This window comes from Marinobacter salarius, from assembly GCF_032922745.1.
GTDB lineage: Bacteria > Pseudomonadota > Gammaproteobacteria > Pseudomonadales > Oleiphilaceae > Marinobacter.
Genome location: NZ_CP136693.1, coordinates 389,941 through 406,076, shown reverse-complemented (window position 1 = coordinate 406,076; position 16,136 = coordinate 389,941). Strand labels below are relative to the sequence as shown.

General features: G+C 58.2%; 23 protein-coding genes. 6 read left to right on the top strand and 17 right to left on the bottom strand.

From position 1 onward, the window contains the following. Positions 1-35 precede the first annotated feature (35 nt). The 4 genes from R1T46_RS01910 to R1T46_RS01895 all read right to left on the bottom strand — a co-directional run bounded on the left by R1T46_RS01910 (position 36) and on the right by R1T46_RS01895 (position 3,221). The gene (locus R1T46_RS01910) at positions 36-1,433 is read right to left on the bottom strand and encodes a PepSY-associated TM helix domain-containing protein (protein ID WP_317307137.1); all 1,398 of its coding nucleotides are present in this window, start codon (positions 1,431-1,433) and stop codon (positions 36-38) included. Between the two features lie 39 nt (positions 1,434-1,472). Continuing rightward, positions 1,473-1,826 (bottom strand): DUF2946 family protein, encoded by a 354-nt coding sequence (locus tag R1T46_RS21595; protein ID WP_407070158.1) that lies wholly within the window; start codon positions 1,824-1,826, stop codon positions 1,473-1,475. Positions 1,827-1,993: 167 nt separating this feature from the next. Continuing rightward, a complete protein-coding gene (locus R1T46_RS01900; protein ID WP_317307135.1) occupies positions 1,994-2,767 on the bottom strand; it encodes a class III extradiol ring-cleavage dioxygenase in 774 nt (257 codons plus the stop codon). Positions 2,768-2,783: 16 nt separating this feature from the next. Further along, positions 2,784-3,221: a DoxX family protein gene (locus tag R1T46_RS01895; protein ID WP_305936209.1), complete on the bottom strand. Its 438-nt coding sequence runs from the start codon at positions 3,219-3,221 to the stop codon at positions 2,784-2,786. 117 nt (positions 3,222-3,338) lie between these two features. Here R1T46_RS01895 and R1T46_RS01890 point away from each other — a divergent pair, with 117 nt between their 5' ends. Next, on the top strand, positions 3,339-4,229 hold the full coding sequence (locus R1T46_RS01890; protein WP_317307134.1) for a LysR family transcriptional regulator: 891 nt from the start codon (positions 3,339-3,341) through the stop codon (positions 4,227-4,229). A gap of 12 nt (positions 4,230-4,241) precedes the next feature. Here the strand turns inward: R1T46_RS01890 and R1T46_RS01885 are convergent, their stop codons facing one another. The 6 genes from R1T46_RS01885 to R1T46_RS01860 all read right to left on the bottom strand — a co-directional run bounded on the left by R1T46_RS01885 (position 4,242) and on the right by R1T46_RS01860 (position 7,751). Next, positions 4,242-4,946 carry a DUF1223 domain-containing protein gene (locus tag R1T46_RS01885; protein ID WP_317307133.1) on the bottom strand — a complete coding sequence of 235 codons (705 nt, stop codon included), beginning with the start codon at positions 4,944-4,946 and terminating at the stop codon, positions 4,242-4,244. A gap of 161 nt (positions 4,947-5,107) precedes the next feature. Then, positions 5,108-5,593 carry a VOC family protein gene (locus tag R1T46_RS01880; RefSeq protein WP_317307132.1) on the bottom strand — a complete coding sequence of 162 codons (486 nt, stop codon included), beginning with the start codon at positions 5,591-5,593 and terminating at the stop codon, positions 5,108-5,110. Between the two features lie 24 nt (positions 5,594-5,617). Beyond that, on the bottom strand, positions 5,618-6,439 hold the full coding sequence (locus tag R1T46_RS01875) for a YciI family protein (protein WP_317307131.1): 822 nt from the start codon (positions 6,437-6,439) through the stop codon (positions 5,618-5,620). 96 nt (positions 6,440-6,535) lie between these two features. After that, on the bottom strand, positions 6,536-6,748 hold the full coding sequence (locus R1T46_RS01870) for a hypothetical protein (RefSeq protein WP_317307130.1): 213 nt from the start codon (positions 6,746-6,748) through the stop codon (positions 6,536-6,538). Between the two features lie 89 nt (positions 6,749-6,837). Continuing rightward, on the bottom strand, positions 6,838-7,491 hold the full coding sequence (locus tag R1T46_RS01865) for a glutathione S-transferase family protein (protein ID WP_317307129.1): 654 nt from the start codon (positions 7,489-7,491) through the stop codon (positions 6,838-6,840). A gap of 137 nt (positions 7,492-7,628) precedes the next feature. After that, positions 7,629-7,751, bottom strand: coding sequence for a hypothetical protein (locus tag R1T46_RS01860; protein WP_256713578.1), 123 nt, complete (start codon positions 7,749-7,751; stop codon positions 7,629-7,631). 194 nt (positions 7,752-7,945) lie between these two features. Between R1T46_RS01860 and R1T46_RS01855 the strand changes: the two genes are divergently transcribed. Then, positions 7,946-8,185 (top strand): type II toxin-antitoxin system ParD family antitoxin, encoded by a 240-nt coding sequence (locus tag R1T46_RS01855; RefSeq protein WP_041334363.1) that lies wholly within the window; start codon positions 7,946-7,948, stop codon positions 8,183-8,185. Then, the gene (locus tag R1T46_RS01850) at positions 8,185-8,481 is read left to right on the top strand and encodes a type II toxin-antitoxin system RelE/ParE family toxin (RefSeq protein WP_041334366.1); all 297 of its coding nucleotides are present in this window, start codon (positions 8,185-8,187) and stop codon (positions 8,479-8,481) included. The genes R1T46_RS01855 and R1T46_RS01850 overlap by 1 nt, the downstream gene beginning before the upstream one ends. A gap of 17 nt (positions 8,482-8,498) precedes the next feature. Here the strand turns inward: R1T46_RS01850 and R1T46_RS01845 are convergent, their stop codons facing one another. Together R1T46_RS01845 and R1T46_RS01840 are read right to left on the bottom strand one after the other, a co-directional pair. Beyond that, positions 8,499-9,140 carry a DUF2959 domain-containing protein gene (locus R1T46_RS01845; RefSeq protein WP_317308247.1) on the bottom strand — a complete coding sequence of 214 codons (642 nt, stop codon included), beginning with the start codon at positions 9,138-9,140 and terminating at the stop codon, positions 8,499-8,501. A 147-nt stretch (positions 9,141-9,287) separates the two neighbouring features. Continuing rightward, complete coding sequence (locus R1T46_RS01840; RefSeq protein ID WP_317307128.1) at positions 9,288-9,971, bottom strand: helix-turn-helix domain-containing protein; 684 nt, start codon at positions 9,969-9,971, stop codon at positions 9,288-9,290. Between the two features lie 144 nt (positions 9,972-10,115). Between R1T46_RS01840 and R1T46_RS01835 the strand changes: the two genes are divergently transcribed. Then, entirely contained in the window at positions 10,116-11,054 is a 939-nt protein-coding gene (locus R1T46_RS01835; protein WP_036202591.1) for a carbon-nitrogen hydrolase family protein, read from the top strand. Positions 11,055-11,090: 36 nt separating this feature from the next. Then, on the top strand, positions 11,091-11,525 hold the full coding sequence (locus tag R1T46_RS01830; protein ID WP_036202595.1) for a GFA family protein: 435 nt from the start codon (positions 11,091-11,093) through the stop codon (positions 11,523-11,525). 66 nt (positions 11,526-11,591) lie between these two features. Here R1T46_RS01830 and R1T46_RS01825 read toward each other — a convergent pair whose 3' ends face one another. Next, complete coding sequence (locus tag R1T46_RS01825) at positions 11,592-12,677, bottom strand: aldo/keto reductase (RefSeq protein ID WP_317307127.1); 1,086 nt, start codon at positions 12,675-12,677, stop codon at positions 11,592-11,594. Positions 12,678-12,873: 196 nt separating this feature from the next. On the opposite strand from R1T46_RS01825, the gene R1T46_RS01820 reads away from it, so the two are divergent. Next, positions 12,874-13,806 (top strand): AraC family transcriptional regulator, encoded by a 933-nt coding sequence (locus R1T46_RS01820; RefSeq protein WP_317307126.1) that lies wholly within the window; start codon positions 12,874-12,876, stop codon positions 13,804-13,806. A gap of 12 nt (positions 13,807-13,818) precedes the next feature. Here the strand turns inward: R1T46_RS01820 and R1T46_RS01815 are convergent, their stop codons facing one another. The 4 genes from R1T46_RS01815 to R1T46_RS01800 form a co-directional block, all read right to left on the bottom strand. Continuing rightward, complete coding sequence (locus R1T46_RS01815) at positions 13,819-14,136, bottom strand: antibiotic biosynthesis monooxygenase family protein (RefSeq protein WP_286812002.1); 318 nt, start codon at positions 14,134-14,136, stop codon at positions 13,819-13,821. A gap of 35 nt (positions 14,137-14,171) precedes the next feature. After that, on the bottom strand, positions 14,172-14,738 hold the full coding sequence (locus tag R1T46_RS01810) for a GNAT family N-acetyltransferase (RefSeq protein ID WP_317307125.1): 567 nt from the start codon (positions 14,736-14,738) through the stop codon (positions 14,172-14,174). Positions 14,739-14,751: 13 nt separating this feature from the next. Beyond that, positions 14,752-15,150 carry a YciI family protein gene (locus R1T46_RS01805; protein ID WP_317307124.1) on the bottom strand — a complete coding sequence of 133 codons (399 nt, stop codon included), beginning with the start codon at positions 15,148-15,150 and terminating at the stop codon, positions 14,752-14,754. A 198-nt stretch (positions 15,151-15,348) separates the two neighbouring features. Beyond that, positions 15,349-16,092: a hypothetical protein gene (locus tag R1T46_RS01800; protein WP_317307123.1), complete on the bottom strand. Its 744-nt coding sequence runs from the start codon at positions 16,090-16,092 to the stop codon at positions 15,349-15,351. Positions 16,093-16,136: the final 44 nt, after the last annotated feature.

Genomic DNA, 16,136 nt, shown 5'->3' with positions numbered 1-16,136 from the left:
TTACCGGTGATAACATCACAGGGTGCAGGAGATTGTCAACTGTATTCGGAGGTTGCTTGTTCGCTTTGCTTGTAGCTCCAGAAGGCCAGCAACCCATCCACAACAAGAAACACCCCAAGGCTGACGCCCATCACCGGCGCGAACCATCCTAATCCGACCGCAACCAGTGCCATGGCCAGCAGTGCCAGGGGCGGTGCCTTGAGCAGTTCTGTCCACACCCGCTGGGCGGATCGTTGATGGGATAACTCTCGGGTCGGGCGTCGCAGCCACCACATGCGGTAGCCCAACGCGATCATCACGCACAACCCCAACGCGCAGGCCGCCACAAAGAGCTGGTTGGCCAGGCCAAACAGAATGCCCATGTGGGCGTCGATGCCCCAGCGGGTGAGTTTGGCGGCGATGGGGAAGGTCTCGAAATCCACGCGGTCGGTCACAGCCATGGACTTGGGATCAACCGCCACCATATCCACCTGTGTCGGCCAGCTGCGATCGATTTCACGAACCACCCAGGCGCGGGTAGCGTCTGTTGCCGGCTTGATTTCCACCATGCCGGCATCGATGCCCGCAGCCCGGGCACGTTCCAGTACGGCATCGTAGGTGGGTGCGTTGTCTCTGCCCGTGGCCATTGGCATGGCCATTCCGTGTCCGGCGTGTTCACCATGGCTGTGAGCCTGAGCGGCGGCTGAATCGACGATCTGCGTGTTCAGCCCTGGTGTGCCCCAATCCAGTTGCGCGCGCAGTTCGGCAATATTGGCACCGGCCCACTTGGACCAGGTCAGGCCGGTTACCGAGAAGAACAGAAAGGCCATCAACAACACCACGCCAATACGACTATGCCACTTGCGAAGTGTGCTTCGGTCCGTGTCCTTGCCGCTTCGGCGGGCTGAACGGCGTCGCCACCACAGGAACAGGCCCCCCAGTGCCACCAGCCAGAGCCAGGAGGCGGCCAGTTCGCTGTAGTAGCGACCAACCTCACCCAAATGCAAATGCCGGTGTACATAATCGATCCAGATGCGGAACGGCAGGGTGCCGCTGGTGCCGTAAACCACCAGGTCACCGCGAATTGCCAGGGAAACCGGGTCCACAAATACTGCCTGATGTTCGTAGGGTTGCAGGCCATCCACCGCAAACATGACCCGCGTGGTCTGGCCCGCTTCCGGTGCCGGGCGGACTGCAGCGAGGGCGGCATCGTTGCCAATGTGGTTCCGTGCAGCCCCGATCTGGCTGGCCAGTGGGTGAGCATCGCCGGTGAGCTCGGTGGTCAGTTCGGTGTGGTATAGCCAGCTTTCAATCTGTGGCGTTAGCGCGAACAGCGCGCCTGAAAGGGCGGCCACGAATATAAACGGGCCAACGAGAAGCCCTGCGTAGAAATGCAAACGCAAAAGCAGGGTGTATCCCCAGCGCGGCGCGCCGGTGGAGCGTGATTCGTTCATAGTCTTCCTCACTACGGGTTTAAAGGGAAAGTGCGGAGGTCAGACGATGAGCGGTGGGGCGCGAACAGGCGCGTTGGGAAAACTTGGAATGCCCCGTGGGGCAGAGATCGAGGTCAGCGATGCCGGGTGACGGCTCCCAGGATGGTCTGAAGGCGCACCTTGGGCGCCCTGGGGTGACATGGCCGGCAGTTTGGTGAGCAAAACGCAGTAGCCACAATCTCCATGGGCCAGGTGCTCGAACGGGTCAGAATGCTTGTCGGGGGCGTGCTCAGGTGGGTGGCCGTGGTGTTTGTGCTTGGCGTGATGGGAAGGCTCGGCCGAGTGATGCGTTGGTTCGGCGTGCTGGGCCAGCTGGGCTTTGGTGAGCAATGGCCCCAGATAGATGAGCAGCATGGATAGCAGGGCTATCCATACAGGCCATCGATTGTGCCGTTGTAGTGTCACATTCCACCCGTATCCATGGGGCTGGTCATCCCCGCGTCCGTTTTGCTGCAGGAACTTTACCGTTATCGATCCGTTCAGGGCAACGGAATTAGATACGGCAGCAACGGTTCCGGGTTTCAGGCATTGCGAAAGATAAAGGAATCCATCGACAGCACACCATGCTCAATGCCGCCTTCAATGACCGAGCCGCGTGCGTCGGGGCCAGCGGCACCCAGTGCAACCAGCAACGGCAGAAAGTGCTCCGTGGTTGGGTGCGCGCGCTGGGCATGGGGTGCGAGCGTCAGCGTGCTTACCAGGCGTGCCTGGTCGTTTTCCAGAACCGCTTCACGAACCCATTGGCTAAAGGCCTTTGCGTACTCTGCACTGTTGTTATCCCTCCAGCGTACCTCGTAGAGGTTATGAGTCAGACTGCCCGAACCGACGATCAGCACACCTTCCTCTTGCAGCGGCGCCAGCACCTGGCCCAGTTGGTAGGCGGACTGGCTGTCGAGGTTTGCTGGCAGAGACACCTGGAACACCGGCACCGACGCGCCCGGGTACAGGTACGTCAGTGGCACCCAGGCACCATGGTCCAGGCCGCGATGGGCATCGGCGACGGGCTTCCATCCGGCGTTATCCAGTAGAGACAGTGCCTTCTTTGCGAGCGAAGGATGACCATGCGCCGGGTACTCCAGTTCGTACATGGCGGGCTCAAAGCCTCGAAAGTCATGGATGGTAGCCGGTACCTCTGACAGCCCCACCTGCACTTCCTGTGTCATCCAGTGGGGCGACACCACCAGCACCGCAGTTGGTCGGGGCAGTTCCGTTCCAAGCTGCGAGAGGGCCGGGCCTGCTAGGCCCGGCTCCAGTGCAAAGGTGGGAGCGCCGTGGGATACGAACAGACTGGTCATGGCGCGATACTCCTGTTTATTTCGTTGCCAAACGGTCTACGGAAGCGTGCCCGGCACCGCTAAACAGCAGGGACACTGAAGCCGCCAGTAGTGCCAGCGCGAATTCATAACCGTTGTTGCTCATGAACAGGCCATTCTGGAAATGCACGCTGAAGATGGCAATCAACATGGCGAAGGCCAGCGCTGCACTGGCGGGGCGAACCAGTAGCCCAATAATGAGCGCCAAGCCGCCCAGGAACTCGGTGCCACCGGCCAGAAGAGCCATGAGATAACCCGGGCTCAGGCCGATGGAATCCAACCACTGCCCGGTGCCTTCCAGACCGTAGCCACCGAACCAGCCAAACAGCTTCTGGGCGCCGTGAGCCACGAAAATGATGCCGACGGGAATGCGCAGGGCAAGCGCGCCCCAGCCAGCGTTGGTGTCGAGCAGTTTGTTGAGGAATGTATTGTTCATGATCCTGTTTCCTTGTGTATGAGATGTGTGTTGAGCATGGGGATACTTTACGAATATCTTATTTTGGGATAAACATACTTTTATTGGATTAACTGTCTCAAAAATCGGAACAATAGAATGGATAGATTGCTGGAGATGCAGACCTTCTGCGCCGTTGTGGACGAGAGCAGTTTTGTGGCCGCCTCGGAGGCAATGGGGATGTCGAAAGCCGCCGTATCCCGCTACGTGGGTGAACTCGAGTCCCGGCTTGGGGTGCGGCTTCTTCACCGCACCACCCGGCGACTGTCGCTGACCGCGGAAGGGGAAGTGTTTTACGTGCGATGCCGGGAACTGCTGGCGGGAGTGGAAGAGGCGGAGGCAGAACTGACCTCACGCAGCGGCGTCGCCAAGGGTGTGTTGCGCATCAATGCCCCGGTGAGTTTTGGCATTCGCCACCTGGCGCCCCTGTGGGGGCAATTTCATAGTGAATATCCGGATGTGGAACTCAACATCGACCTGTCCGACCGCATTGTGGATATTGTTGAGGAAGGCTTTGATCTGGCGATCCGAATTGCCAGCTTGAGAAATTCCACCCTGGTCAGCCGGCGTCTCACCACCACGCGGCTCGTTGTCTGCGCCTCTCCCGGATACCTCAGCGCCCACGGCACGCCAGAACATCCCGAGGACCTGATCCATCACAAGATCATCGCCTACAGTAACCTGGCCACGGGTAACGACTGGCATTTTGACGGTCCGGATGGACCATTGAGCACACGGATACGCCCCTGGATGCATGCCAACAACGGCGAAACCTGCTGTGCCGCCGCCCTGGCCGGTCAGGGGGTGATACACCAGCCGGGTTTCCTGGTTCAGGAAGACCTCGACGCAGGCCGGCTGGTGGAACTGCTGCCGGATTACCGCTCTGACGAACTGGGCGTATACGCGGTCTATCCCACCCGGAAATTCGTGACGCCAAAGGTGCGGGCCTTGGTGGATTATCTGCAATCGACCTTCCCGGACGTGGTTTAGGCGCCGGGTCGGTCACTCAAGGTAACCCCCCACTGCCTGTAACACCTGTTGTGAATCGGTAGGGGAGACCCAGATCGCCAATGCCGTGCGCTGCTGGCCTTTGTCCGGTGCTGCCGGCAGTTTTAGTTGCCATTCGCCTTCACCGGGTAGGGTTGTGACATCAAGCACCACAAAATCGTGAGTGAGTGTCTTGCCTCGGTTCTCACCCGCTTTCACTTGAGTCTCGATGCCCATGCCCAGGTAAGCGACGTGAAGGTGATTGCGGGTCTTGTCGGCAAAGTTGACTTTCAGCCGGTTGCCCTGAAGGTCAGCGGTCAGGTTGCCGACCTGTTCGTTTGACGTCTCCCAGTTGCGCGCGCCCCGGAACCATGGCCGCCATTCCTGGCTGTTAATGACGAAACCGGGTGTGTACACCTGGCTGATGTTGCCATCCCTGGCATATCGGCGCTGCCGCTGGCTGTATTCGCTGCTCGCAAAGCGGTCTTTCCAGCCGATGTAGTTCCAGTAATCAACATGGAAGGCCATCGGGATGAACGTTCTGAAAACGCCGTCGCGGTTTTTCAGGGAACTGAGAAAGGCGTCAGCCGGTGGGCAACTGCTGCAACCCTCCGACGTAAACAGTTCAATAACATCGGTCTGCGTGTTACTGCTTTGCCACTGTTCGGCGTGGACGAGCAGGGGAAACAGAAGTAACGCAGGTATCAGCATGCGCCTCATAACGATCTCCACAAGTGACAGTTCTCAGTTTCCCGATGCTCCGCGTATCCGCAGAGCATCGTTGTCATGAATCACAGCCCCAGCATGTCAGAGGCATGCCAGCGAATGGTTCAATGAAGCTGAAACTTTCGATCACAATTCCGTCACGGAGATCATTGCTGTTATCCCCGACGTGCCGCCTCAATAACCGCAACATCGATTTTACCCATCGTCATCATCGCCTCGAACACCCGTTTCGCGGTTGCGCGGTCTGGGTCGGCAATGGCGTCTGACAGAACCTGCGGCGTAATCTGCCAGGAGATCCCCCACTTGTCCCGGCACCAGCCGCAGGCGCTTTCCTCGCCGCCGTTGCCCACAATCGCGTTCCAGTAGCGATCGGTTTCCTCCTGATCCGCGGTGGCCACCTGAAATGAAAACGCTTCGCTGTGTGTGAAGATGGGCCCGCCATTGAGCCCGAGGCAGGGAATGCCCAGCACGGTGAACTCCACCGTCAGTACATCCCCTTCCGAGCCTGATGGGTAGTCTCCCGGCGCATGATTTACGGCGTCCACCGACGAATCGGGGAAGGTGCTGGCATAGAAGTTGGCCGCCTCCTCAGCATCGCCGTTGTACCAGAGGCATATGGTGTTTTTCGCTCGCGTGGTCATTGCATGGCTCCTTGTTGTTGTCGCTTACTGGCACTGCTCGAGCCCGCTGCTGATCATCCATTGGACGCCAAAGCGGTCCTTGGTCATTCCGAAACGATGCGCCCAGAAGGTCTGTTCGAAGGGCATGATTTCTGCGCCGCCTTCGGACAGCGCCCGGAAAACCTGCTCCGCCTGCTCGGTGTCATCGTATTCCAGATGGATTTGTGCGCCCTGAGGTGGCTGATAACAGTCTCCCGCCATATCCGCCCCCATCAATCGGCGGCCGCGGATATTGAGGGAGGAGTGGACAACGAGATCGTGCATCTCCTTCGGCACATCCGCAGCCGCTGGTGTTTCACCATAGGTAATCACAGCTTCCAGAGTACCAGCGGTCACCTCCGCATAGAATTCCATGGCTTCCCGGCAGTTGCCGCCAAACGCCACGTGCACGTTGATCTCCCGGGGCAGCTTGCCCAGTGAGCGATGTTTCTCAAGGGCCGCGCCGGGATCGAAATCCTCCAGCTCGAAGTAACGGCGCAACTCAAGAGTGACGTTGCCGTCCGAATCCTCTTTTGGCCACTGCTTCGCCCAGTCGATGGCATCCTCCAGGGAATCCACCTCAAGCACACTGTAGCCGGCCAGCAGCTCGCTGGTCTGCTCGAAGGGCCCGTTGACAACAGTGGGCTCACCGTTGCGGAACTGAATGCGGCAGCCGTCGCGGGTGGGCCACAAACCGTCGCCACCGGTAAACACCCCTGCCTGCGTCATCCGCTCGTTATAGTCCGCCATCGCCTGCAGGAGGTCATCCGTGGGCATTACGCCATTCTCGGTGTCCACATCGGCCTTACGCATCAGCATGTATTTCATGTTGTCGTTCTCCAGTGATTGTTGGTGGTTTCACTGGTTAGTCGCGTGGGGCGGGACGAAATCGACAGGGGGAGGAAAAATTTTCAGGAACGTCGTTTATCGTGAGTCTTTTGCCTGTTCCGCCGCTCGCTTGTTGTCCCGTGCGGTAAAGCCCCAGCCAACGGCGGCAAGGAGAATCAACCCGGTGATGATTGGTGACACCTCCCCGAACGAGACTACCGCGCCGATGACAGAGGCTACGGCTGCCACAGCAGACAGTTTCCAGGAGTAGCCGCTGGTTCCGGACTGTTTTTGGGGTACTTCTTTCATATAAAACCCTCGTGAGCCAACGCCAACAGTATCAGGAATTGTTTCACGATGATGCTATTGAAGCGCGTTTGAAATCATCCTGATGGGAGTCACCCAGTAGAGGGGCTGTTGTCAGCCTGGCTTTCCATCGCGGCGAACGCTTCAGCGATGGTTGGCGGAGCTGTGGGGCGAGCGTACATTGCCTTTAGATAGTCCCGCAACCGCGGAGCGCTCTCAAGCATCTCCTCTGTGTTGGCCCAGTCCAGTGTATATGCCGCGTTGAAATCCGCCACGCTTAGCCGGTCGCCAACCATGAACTCGCGTTCTGACATGTGCCGTTCAAGCACCGCTATCATTTCCAGGCATTCCTGTCTCGCCAGCTCGACATCCTGAGGTATTCGCTTCTCGTCCGGGTAAACGAACGTGTGGCGGGCGATTCGCCACAATGGTTGTTCGACCTCGGTCACAAGGAAGAACATCCAGCGGTACATCTGTGCCCTGTCTTCCAATGTCTCGGGAATGAATCCGGCCTGAGGGTATTTTTCTGCCAGGTAGAGCTGGATTGCGGCTGATTCAGTTAACACGAGGTTTCCATCCACCAATACCGGCACCCTGGCGGCAGGGTTGAGAGAAAGAAAGTCCTGTTGGTGATGCTCATCCTGCATAAGGTCTACCGGGTGCAGTTCGTGCTCAAGGCCCAGTTCGTTAAGCAGCCAGACAACGCGCAAGGCGCGGGTTGGGGGCGTTCCGTATAATTTCAGCATTTCCTGCTCCTCCGATGCGCGGGCACCGTTTGTTCGATGGGTTCTTAATTAAGTCGAACCGGAGCATGTGAAATCGACATCACATTGTAATTTTACCTTTGAGCAATGATTGAAGTTAACGAGTCACTTCCGGGCGATTAGGAAAACCGATCCAGAACCGACCAGTCTGGCCGGAAGTATCCCTGAGTGATCGCCAGTTTCTTACGGTAGGTTTCCTCGTCCCGCACCGGGCTCTTGGCGTAGCGGGGCGTTCCCGGCATCAGACACGAACTTGCCCCCTTTCACTATAGGAGCGCAGCTTTGTGGAGGCCGTCGAAGGCACCCTGAATGCACCTTCGACACTTTGTCGCTCTGACTCTGCGGGTGGCGGTGATAAGGGAGGCATCGCACGGATTGAAATGCACCCCAGTCTAGATCAAAATATACCAATTATTGGTACCAGTGAGGTGTCACGATGCAAAAGAATACCAGCATCACTTTAGGCCAACACTTTGATGCGTTCATTACAGAACAGCTCAAAAATGGCCGATACAGCTCGACCAGCGAAGTTGTACGTGCAGGGTTGCGCTTGCTTGAAGAGTCTGAAACCCGTCTGACAACACTCCGAAAACTACTTAAGGAAGGAGAGGACAGTGGTTTTGAAGACTACTCCTACGATTCATTCATTCAGGAGCTGGATAGCGAAAAACGATAATGCCAAACTTCAAGCTTTCCAGGAAGGCCAAAGCTGATCTTAGATCGATTGCACTTTACACGGAACGTAAATGGGGTCGAGATCAACGAAATCATTACCTCCTTCAGTTCGACCAGTGTTTCCACCTCCTGGGCGAAAACCCGAACCTGGGGCGGGCCTGCCACGAAATCAGCCCTGGCTACCAGCAATACCCTCAGGGCAGCCATATCATTTTTTATCGGTTAGCTGCAGACGGTGCAACTGAAATTATCCGGATCCTTCATAAGCGCATGTTGCCCGAGGGGCATTTGCTATAGGGCTTCGTCGCTCTGACTTACTGACGAAAACGCCGGATAAATGCCTCGGATTCCGCAATCGACTGCTCCATATTGCGAATCAGCGCATCCACGTCCTGGCGGATACCCACCAGCTCATTCTCCAGCGAGCCGATCGCCTGGGCGTTCAGATTGTGCTTGAGATACAGCACCTGATCCTGAAATGCCTCCAGCACCGGGTCCATGCGCTCCTCGGCATCGTGCATGCGGCTGATCAACTGGCTGTACTGGGTGCGGGTTTCATCAAGCTGTTGTTCGCTGCTGCGGCGCAGGGAGGCGCTTTCGTATTCACCGAGTTCGTCTTCCCATTCCTCGAACAGGGCTTCCGCCACATCTTCCACCTTGTCGATGCGGTCGCGGACATCTTCCGCGCTGGACTTGCTGTCTTCGTAGGCATCGCTGATCTCAGCGTAGCGCTCCTTGAGATCGGTATCCGGCGTGTCCACCACGCTCTGGAAACGTTCAAGGGACGAGCGGAACGTCTCCTGGGCATCGTTCTGGCTGTCCCGCGCGTTTTCCACCCGGTCCACCAGGATGTCGCGCTTTTCAAAGCCGAGCTTTTCCATGGTGTTGTAGTACAGCGAGGAGCACCCTCCGAGCAGCGCGACACTAAGTAACACCAGCCAAAGCCGCCGTGTCATGGATGGCATTATTGAACTGACAGTGACTGGGGTGGACATAGGGTCGTCTCCGGTTGGGGCATAGGTGCGACCCCGGAAAGTGAAGCATGGCGATGGTGTAATGACAAGCTTCTGCCAGCTATCGCCATGACTAGGGACGCGCTGGGTTTATTTCACAGGGACTTTACTGGAAGCAAACACACTCCGCCCCAGCCACCGCCATAGGTCCCGGGTATCCCGCCGACCGCCACGCACGAGCAGGCGGCGCGCCTGCTGCTCGGCATCCGGGTCGCTGTCGCCGGTCCAGATTTCGGTCAGGCTGGCGACGCTGGCTTCTACCACCAGGGTCAGCTCGTGGCCCGGGTCTTCACGGCACAGGTCGATCTCGCCGTTGGCAACCACCAGCCACCAGTGCCGTTCCCTTTGCCGGGCGTCGTTCAGGAAAAAGTGAATGACCACTTTGCGGTCAGAAGGGAATTCGTCAATGTGTGCGAAACGGCGGATATCCCACATCAGGAAGCCTGCATCGAGCTGGTTTGCCTGCAACCGGCTGCCAATCCATCTCGCTCCCCAGTGACCTATTGCCAGGATGATCGGGCGCAATTCCTCACCGGCCGGTGTAAGCACATACTCCTGGTTGTTGCCCTCCTGCACGTGGCGAAGCACGCCCACTTCCTCAAGCTTTTTCAAACGCTGAGCCAGGAGCGTTGCTGACATTCTTGGCAACCCCCGCCGTATCTCGTTGAAATGGGTACTGCCACACAGCAGCTCCCGCACCACCAGCGGTGTCCATCGCTCCCCGAGTATTTCCGAGCCCCGGGCAACGGTGCAGAACTGTCCATAGTTGGTCATGGGCTTTGGCTCCCTGGGCGGCGTGAGTGCCCCGAACTTTCATCCTAGCCCTTTTTCGCATGGCTGGCGCTCCATTTTCTGGACTATCGCCTGCACCCGGCCGGGGGGATAGTGATTTCAGACACCACGGGAAAGGGGAACACCATGATCAAGCTCGCCATCGTTCAGGAACCACCGGTCTTTCTGGACCGGGAAAAGACCATCGCAAGGGCAGTGCAATTGGTGCAGGGCGCCGCCAACCAGGGAGCCCGGCTGATCGTTTTCTCGGAAGCCTTCATCCCCGGTTATCCCGCCTGGATATGGCGGCTGAAACCGGGCGGTGACTGGGGGCTCTCGGAGCAGTTGCACCGGCGACTGCTGGACAACGCTGTCCAGCTTGGTTCTGACCAGTTGCGGCCCCTGCTGGAGGTCGCCAAGGAAATGCAGGTGACCATCGTGTGCGGCATCGACGAACGCGACGAAGACACCAGCCGCGCCACCCTCTACAACTCGGTAATCACCATCAGCCCCGAGGGCACGGTGCAGAACTGCCACCGCAAACTCATGCCCACCAACCCGGAACGCATGGTATGGGGCTTCGGCGATGCCAGCGGGATGAAAGTCACCGACACCCCCGTTGGCCGGGTCGGGTCACTGGTGTGCTGGGAAAACTACATGCCACTGGCGCGCTACGCACTGTTCGCCCAGGGCATCGATATCTACATCGCTCCCACCTACGACAGCGGCGACCGCTGGGTTCGCACCCTTCAGCATATTGCCAGGGAAGGGGGGTGCTGGGTGCTTGGCGCAGGCAATGTGCTGCGCACGAGCGACCTGCCCGCGGACTTTCCGGAGGTAGAACGCCTGTATCCGGACAAGGAGGAATGGATCAACTCTGGGGATTCGGTGGTCATTTCGCCCGCCGGGGAAATTGTCGCCGGCCCCCTGCGCCAGGAAACCGGCCTGCTGCTGGCAGACATTGATGTCACCGAAGTGAACGCGGCAAGGCGCAGCCTGGATATCGTCGGCCACTACGCCCGGCCGGACATCTTCTCACTGCAGGTGAACACCCGGCCCCAAAGGCCGGTGAGCTTCAATGAATAGGGAGGCATGTGACGAAACCAATGAGGGGGATGTGTCATGAACGAAGAAAAGGTCTACCACGGAAGCTGTTTCTGCGGGGCGGTCCAGTTAACCGTCAGGGGTAATCCGGAAGCCATGGGCTACTGCCATTGTGAATCCTGCCGGCACTGGTCCGCCAGCCCGGTGAATGCATTCACCCTGTGGAAGCCGGACGCCGTTTCCATCCAGCAGGGCTCAGACAACATCGGCACCTACAACAAGACACCGGTAAGCAGCCGTAAATGGTGCAAAACCTGTGGCGGTCACCTGTTCACCGAGCACCCTTCCATGGGGCTGACGGATGTCTACGCTGGGATCATTCCGGAGTTCCCTTATCAACCCGGCGTGCATGTTCACTATCAGGAGGCTGTGCTGCGAATCCGGGATAGCCTTCCGAAATTGAAGGATGTGCCTTCGGAAATGGGTGGTAGTGGGGTCGAGGTGGCTGAATAGGCGGAGTCTAACTGCTTTCAGGTAAAACAGCCTGCCCCGACCTGTAACGCCGGGCAGCGCCGCATATCACGCCTTCATATGCGCCCGATACTCCCCCTGTCGCTCCAGCATCCAGCCCGGATACTCCGTCGGTAGGCGGCTGACCTCATCCAGGGCTGCCAGTTCGTCGGCTGAGAACCGGATCTGTGCCGCCAGGAGATTGTCCCGCAACTGGTCTACCCGCTTGGCCCCGACAATCACACTGGTTACGGCGTTCTGGTGCAGCAGCCAGGCAAGCGCAATCTGAGCCACACTGACGGGCTGGCCGTCGACCTTCTTGCCGGTGGCGATCTCCCGCATCACGGCGATGACAGCGCTGCCACGCTCCCGGTTGACGGGCGGGAAATCAAACTTGGCGCGCCGGTTCTCTTCGGAGGCCTCCGGCCCTTCGTACTTGCCGGAGAGGTAGCCGCCCGCAAGTGGGCTCCACACCATCAGGCCGATGTTTTCGGACTCCAGCATGGGGATCACTTCCCGTTCGAGATCCCGGCCCACGAGGGTGTAGTAAGCCTGCAGCGACAGAATCGGGCACAGGCGGCGGGCTCGGGTAATGCCAACGGCTTTCATCACCTGCCAGGCGGCCCAGTTCGACAGGCCGACGTAACGGACATGGCCGTGATGCACCAGGGTATTCAGCGCCTCCAAGGTCTCTTCTATCGGCGTGGCCGGGTCGAAGCCGTGGATCTGGTAAAGATCGATGTAGTCGGTTTGCAGTCGCCGCAGGCTGGCCTTGCACTCGCTCATGATGTGGCCACGGGAAGCGCCACGGGCATTGGGACCTTCGCCCATTGGGCCGAGCACCTTGGTGGCCAGTAAGACATCTTCGCGGCGGACGTCCAGATTCTTCAGAGATTGGCCCACGATGCGCTCACTGGCACCACCACCGTACACGTTGGCGGTATCGATAAAGTTGATGCCCGCCTCCAGGGCTGTCTTCATCAGCTCGTCGGCCTGTTCCTGCTGCAACTGGCCGATCAGCCCCCACATGTCGTCCCCGCCGCCGAAGGTCATGGTGCCCAGGCACAGTTCCGATACAAACAGCCCCGAGTTGCCCAGCGTCCGCAGGCGCAGGGGTGCGTCATGGGTGGATTGGGGTAAGTTGGGCGTTGTCATTGCCGATCACCTTTTCGTTATGGATGAACCTGCCGGAGCAGGGCCGTGGGTTCATACTAGGCGACGCACGGCCAATCGAGCTGGCGGAAACTCTCAGAGGATTGCACAATCCTCGCAACCTGATATCAGCCCGGGGATGCCCCTGCTGAAGTTCGGCGCCGGACAGTCTATGATCCCATCAGAACAGGAGATCACCATGACCGCCCAGCCCAACGTCATACCAATGCAACCGGACAACCCATCCCTGAGCCGGCTCCGTGATCTTGTCGAGCAACAATGGCAGACCCATGGCCCGGAGAGCGCGATAGACGGTTTACGCCTGACCCGCGCCCTGGAGCCCAGTGGCACCATCCGGGCTCTTTATCAGACCTCGTTCTGTATCGTATTGCAGGGGGCCAAGGTAACGGCGGTTGGGGAGTCGGCTTTTCATTATCGCCAGGGCGAGTGCCTGCTGGCGTCCGTCAATGTGCCAGTGAACTCCCGGATCGTGCAGGCCTCCCCCGATAAGCCGTATCTGGCGCTGAGCCTGTCGATTGATCCGGCGATGATTTCCGAGCTGCTGGTGACCCATCCGGAAATGGCGTATCGGGGCCCAAAACAACCGGCACTGGTCACGGCCGGGATGCCGGATGACCTGTACGATCCTGTCATTCGCCTGCTCCGGTTGCTTGATCAACCGGACGATCGTGAAGTTCTGGAGCCGCTTGTCCGTCGGGAAATCTGTTGGCGTGTATTGCGTTCGCCACTGGGGCCGGCCCTGCAGCAGATCGGCCTGAAGGACAGCGACACCGCCCGCATTGGCCGGGTAACGGCCTGGATACAGGCGAACTACCAACAGCCCTTCCGGGTGGCCGAGCTGGCAGCAATGGCGAGTATGAGCCCGGCGACCTTCCACCGGCACTTCAAGAGCATCACCCGTTTAACGCCTGTGCAGTTCCAAAAGTTGGTGCGCCTGCAGGAAGCCCGGCGGCTGTTGTTAAGCGATCAGGAAGTGGCGAGTGTTGGCTACCAGGTCGGCTATGAAAGCCCGTCCCAGTTCAGCCGCGATTACCGAAAACTGTTTGGGGCGCCACCGGGGCGGGACAAGGCCGTGATGCGTTCCAGCGTGGCGATTGAGAGTGGTGTATAAGGAGGGTGCCGGTCAAATACCGTACTCCCGCTCAACCTTCGCAATCCGCACCCGAAAGCTCGAATACCATTGCTGATGGCCAAGCCGCTGGGCCTCCTGATGCTCCGCGTTCTGCTTCCAGTTGCGAATAGCCTCGAGGCTTTCCCAGTAGGACACCGTAATGCCCAGACCCTCCCGGGCGGATTCCATACCCAGGTAGCCGGGTTGTTGTGCCGCCAATTCAGCCATTCGCTCGGCCATTTCGCCGTAGCCGTTGTCGCCCTCGGTACGGTGGCTGGTGAAAATGACGGCGTAGTAGGGGGGAGTGGGGGTGTTGGCGATTTCTGACATGGCGTGCTCCAGGGTAAGTCCAGTACAAACGGGGGCTAATGGTTAGGCTTCTCTACTTCCCACTGCTCTCGTTGCAACCGGTAAAGCACATGTGGCCGCAACGGGCTACTCTCGGGCAAACTGGGATGTTCAAACTCGCCACTGTACGTCATGCCGATGCGCTCCATGACACCGCGTGATCGCAGGTTGCCAACGGTGGTGAAGGAGACAATTTCAGAAAGCCCCAGCTGTTGAAACCCGACATCCAGGGCACCGCGAGCAGCTTCTGACGCATAGCCATTTCCCCAGTGGGCGAACGATAGGCGCCAACCGATCTCCACACACGGAGAAAAAGGCATCGTTGCTACGGGGACGTGCAGCCCGCAAAAGCCAATAAAGGGCTCGGCGCCCTTGACCTCTACCGCCCAGAACCCCCAGCCACGTTGTTTGATGAGCGAACGAATTTTATCCGCCATTTCGTTGCTTGCTTGCCTACTCAGCGGCTCGGGGAAGAACTCCATAACCTTTGGGTCCGCGTTTAGAGCGGCGAACGGCTCGAGATCACTGTTGCGCCACTGGCGCAAACGTAGTCGTTCGGTTTGAAATTCCAATAATTCTGCCATAACTGGATGAGCCTTACTCCTGACGACGAGCGTTAGAAGCTGCCTCGCGGATCGCGGGGCAGAAGTTTATCGGGCGAAGCTCGACGCCCCAGCCCAACTCCTCGCCCATACGTGCTGCCGGGTGTAGCGAGGCGAGCTTAACCGCTGCATCAAAGTCCGGCGCTTCGATGATCACCACGCCGCCCACGACTTCCTTGGTTTCCGCGAACGGCCCGTCGGTGACGATCAGTTTTCCGTCCTTGAGGCGCATCGACTTTGAGTCCCAGCTCAGGCTCCCGCCCCATGTGACCTCGCCCGCCGCCTGCATCTCGGCGTCAAAGCTCTTGCACTTCTCCCCAATCTCGGCCAGTTCGTCTTTGCTCATCTTGTTGAACTTTTCTTCGTTTCCGTAGGCCAGCAGCATGTATTTCATGGCGTTTCTCCCGATTGTCGTTTCATCAAAAACCTTTGATAGGCTCATCGGGTAGTCGATCAGGCATCGCGGATTTCGACAATCGAGCGATTTTTCTCGATGCGGTAAGGAAATAAACCTGTCCCGGTTTGCCAATGATGTGCGTAACGGTTCGACCAAAACACAGGTCGAACCGGGAAAATGGGATAAGTGAATCTCTTATCCGTTGATGAAAGACTCAGACAGTTTTTCGGCACATGAGGATGTCGCATAGTCAGCGGCCGCCCTGAAGTCTTCCCCAGAGCCATCAAGAACATCCTCAGCGGGCACACCCAGCAAATCGGACTCCGATGCTTTGACTGTGCAAGTGGCACGCCATACCGCCTTCCCATCATTAGTGCGCACCAGTGTTGCATCGCCAATATAATTCAGGAAAAAAGTATTCCAGCTCAGGGGGCCGTGTGCAAAAGAGCCGTATTTAGTCCTGAACTCAAGAATGTATGGTGCATCATACTGGGAGGTCAGCCTGCTGAAATCATCAGAATCAACCGTCGGCTCCACCTTGTTGGCAAGCCTGAAGGAATAGGGCCTCTCACTGCCTACTGCGGTTATAAATTTCTCTCTCACCTCAGCTGTGAAATCCGGGGTTTCATTGAATGACGTGATTCCTTTCCAGCTAGGCATGCTGTCCGGCCTTTCGGAATACCACGTCAATGTGTCGAAAAGTGCGATGTCAGGGGTAGTAAAAAGGAAGCCTGGCGTTTCTTGGATGGCAACAACTATCTCACTTGAGAATATCTTGTTTCGGCTATCTTCCATCTCAATAGACTGTGGTAATGCGCCGCAGCCCGAGAGGACTAACAACGAACAACCAAGTACACCAAGTCGCATAGTAACCATCCTATATCCTCTTTTAGTTTTATGGTTTTTCAACATAACTACTTCTGCATCAGTCAGGTGCATCTCCGCACTCCTGTTCCGTCTTCGCGATCCGAATCTGATTGCTG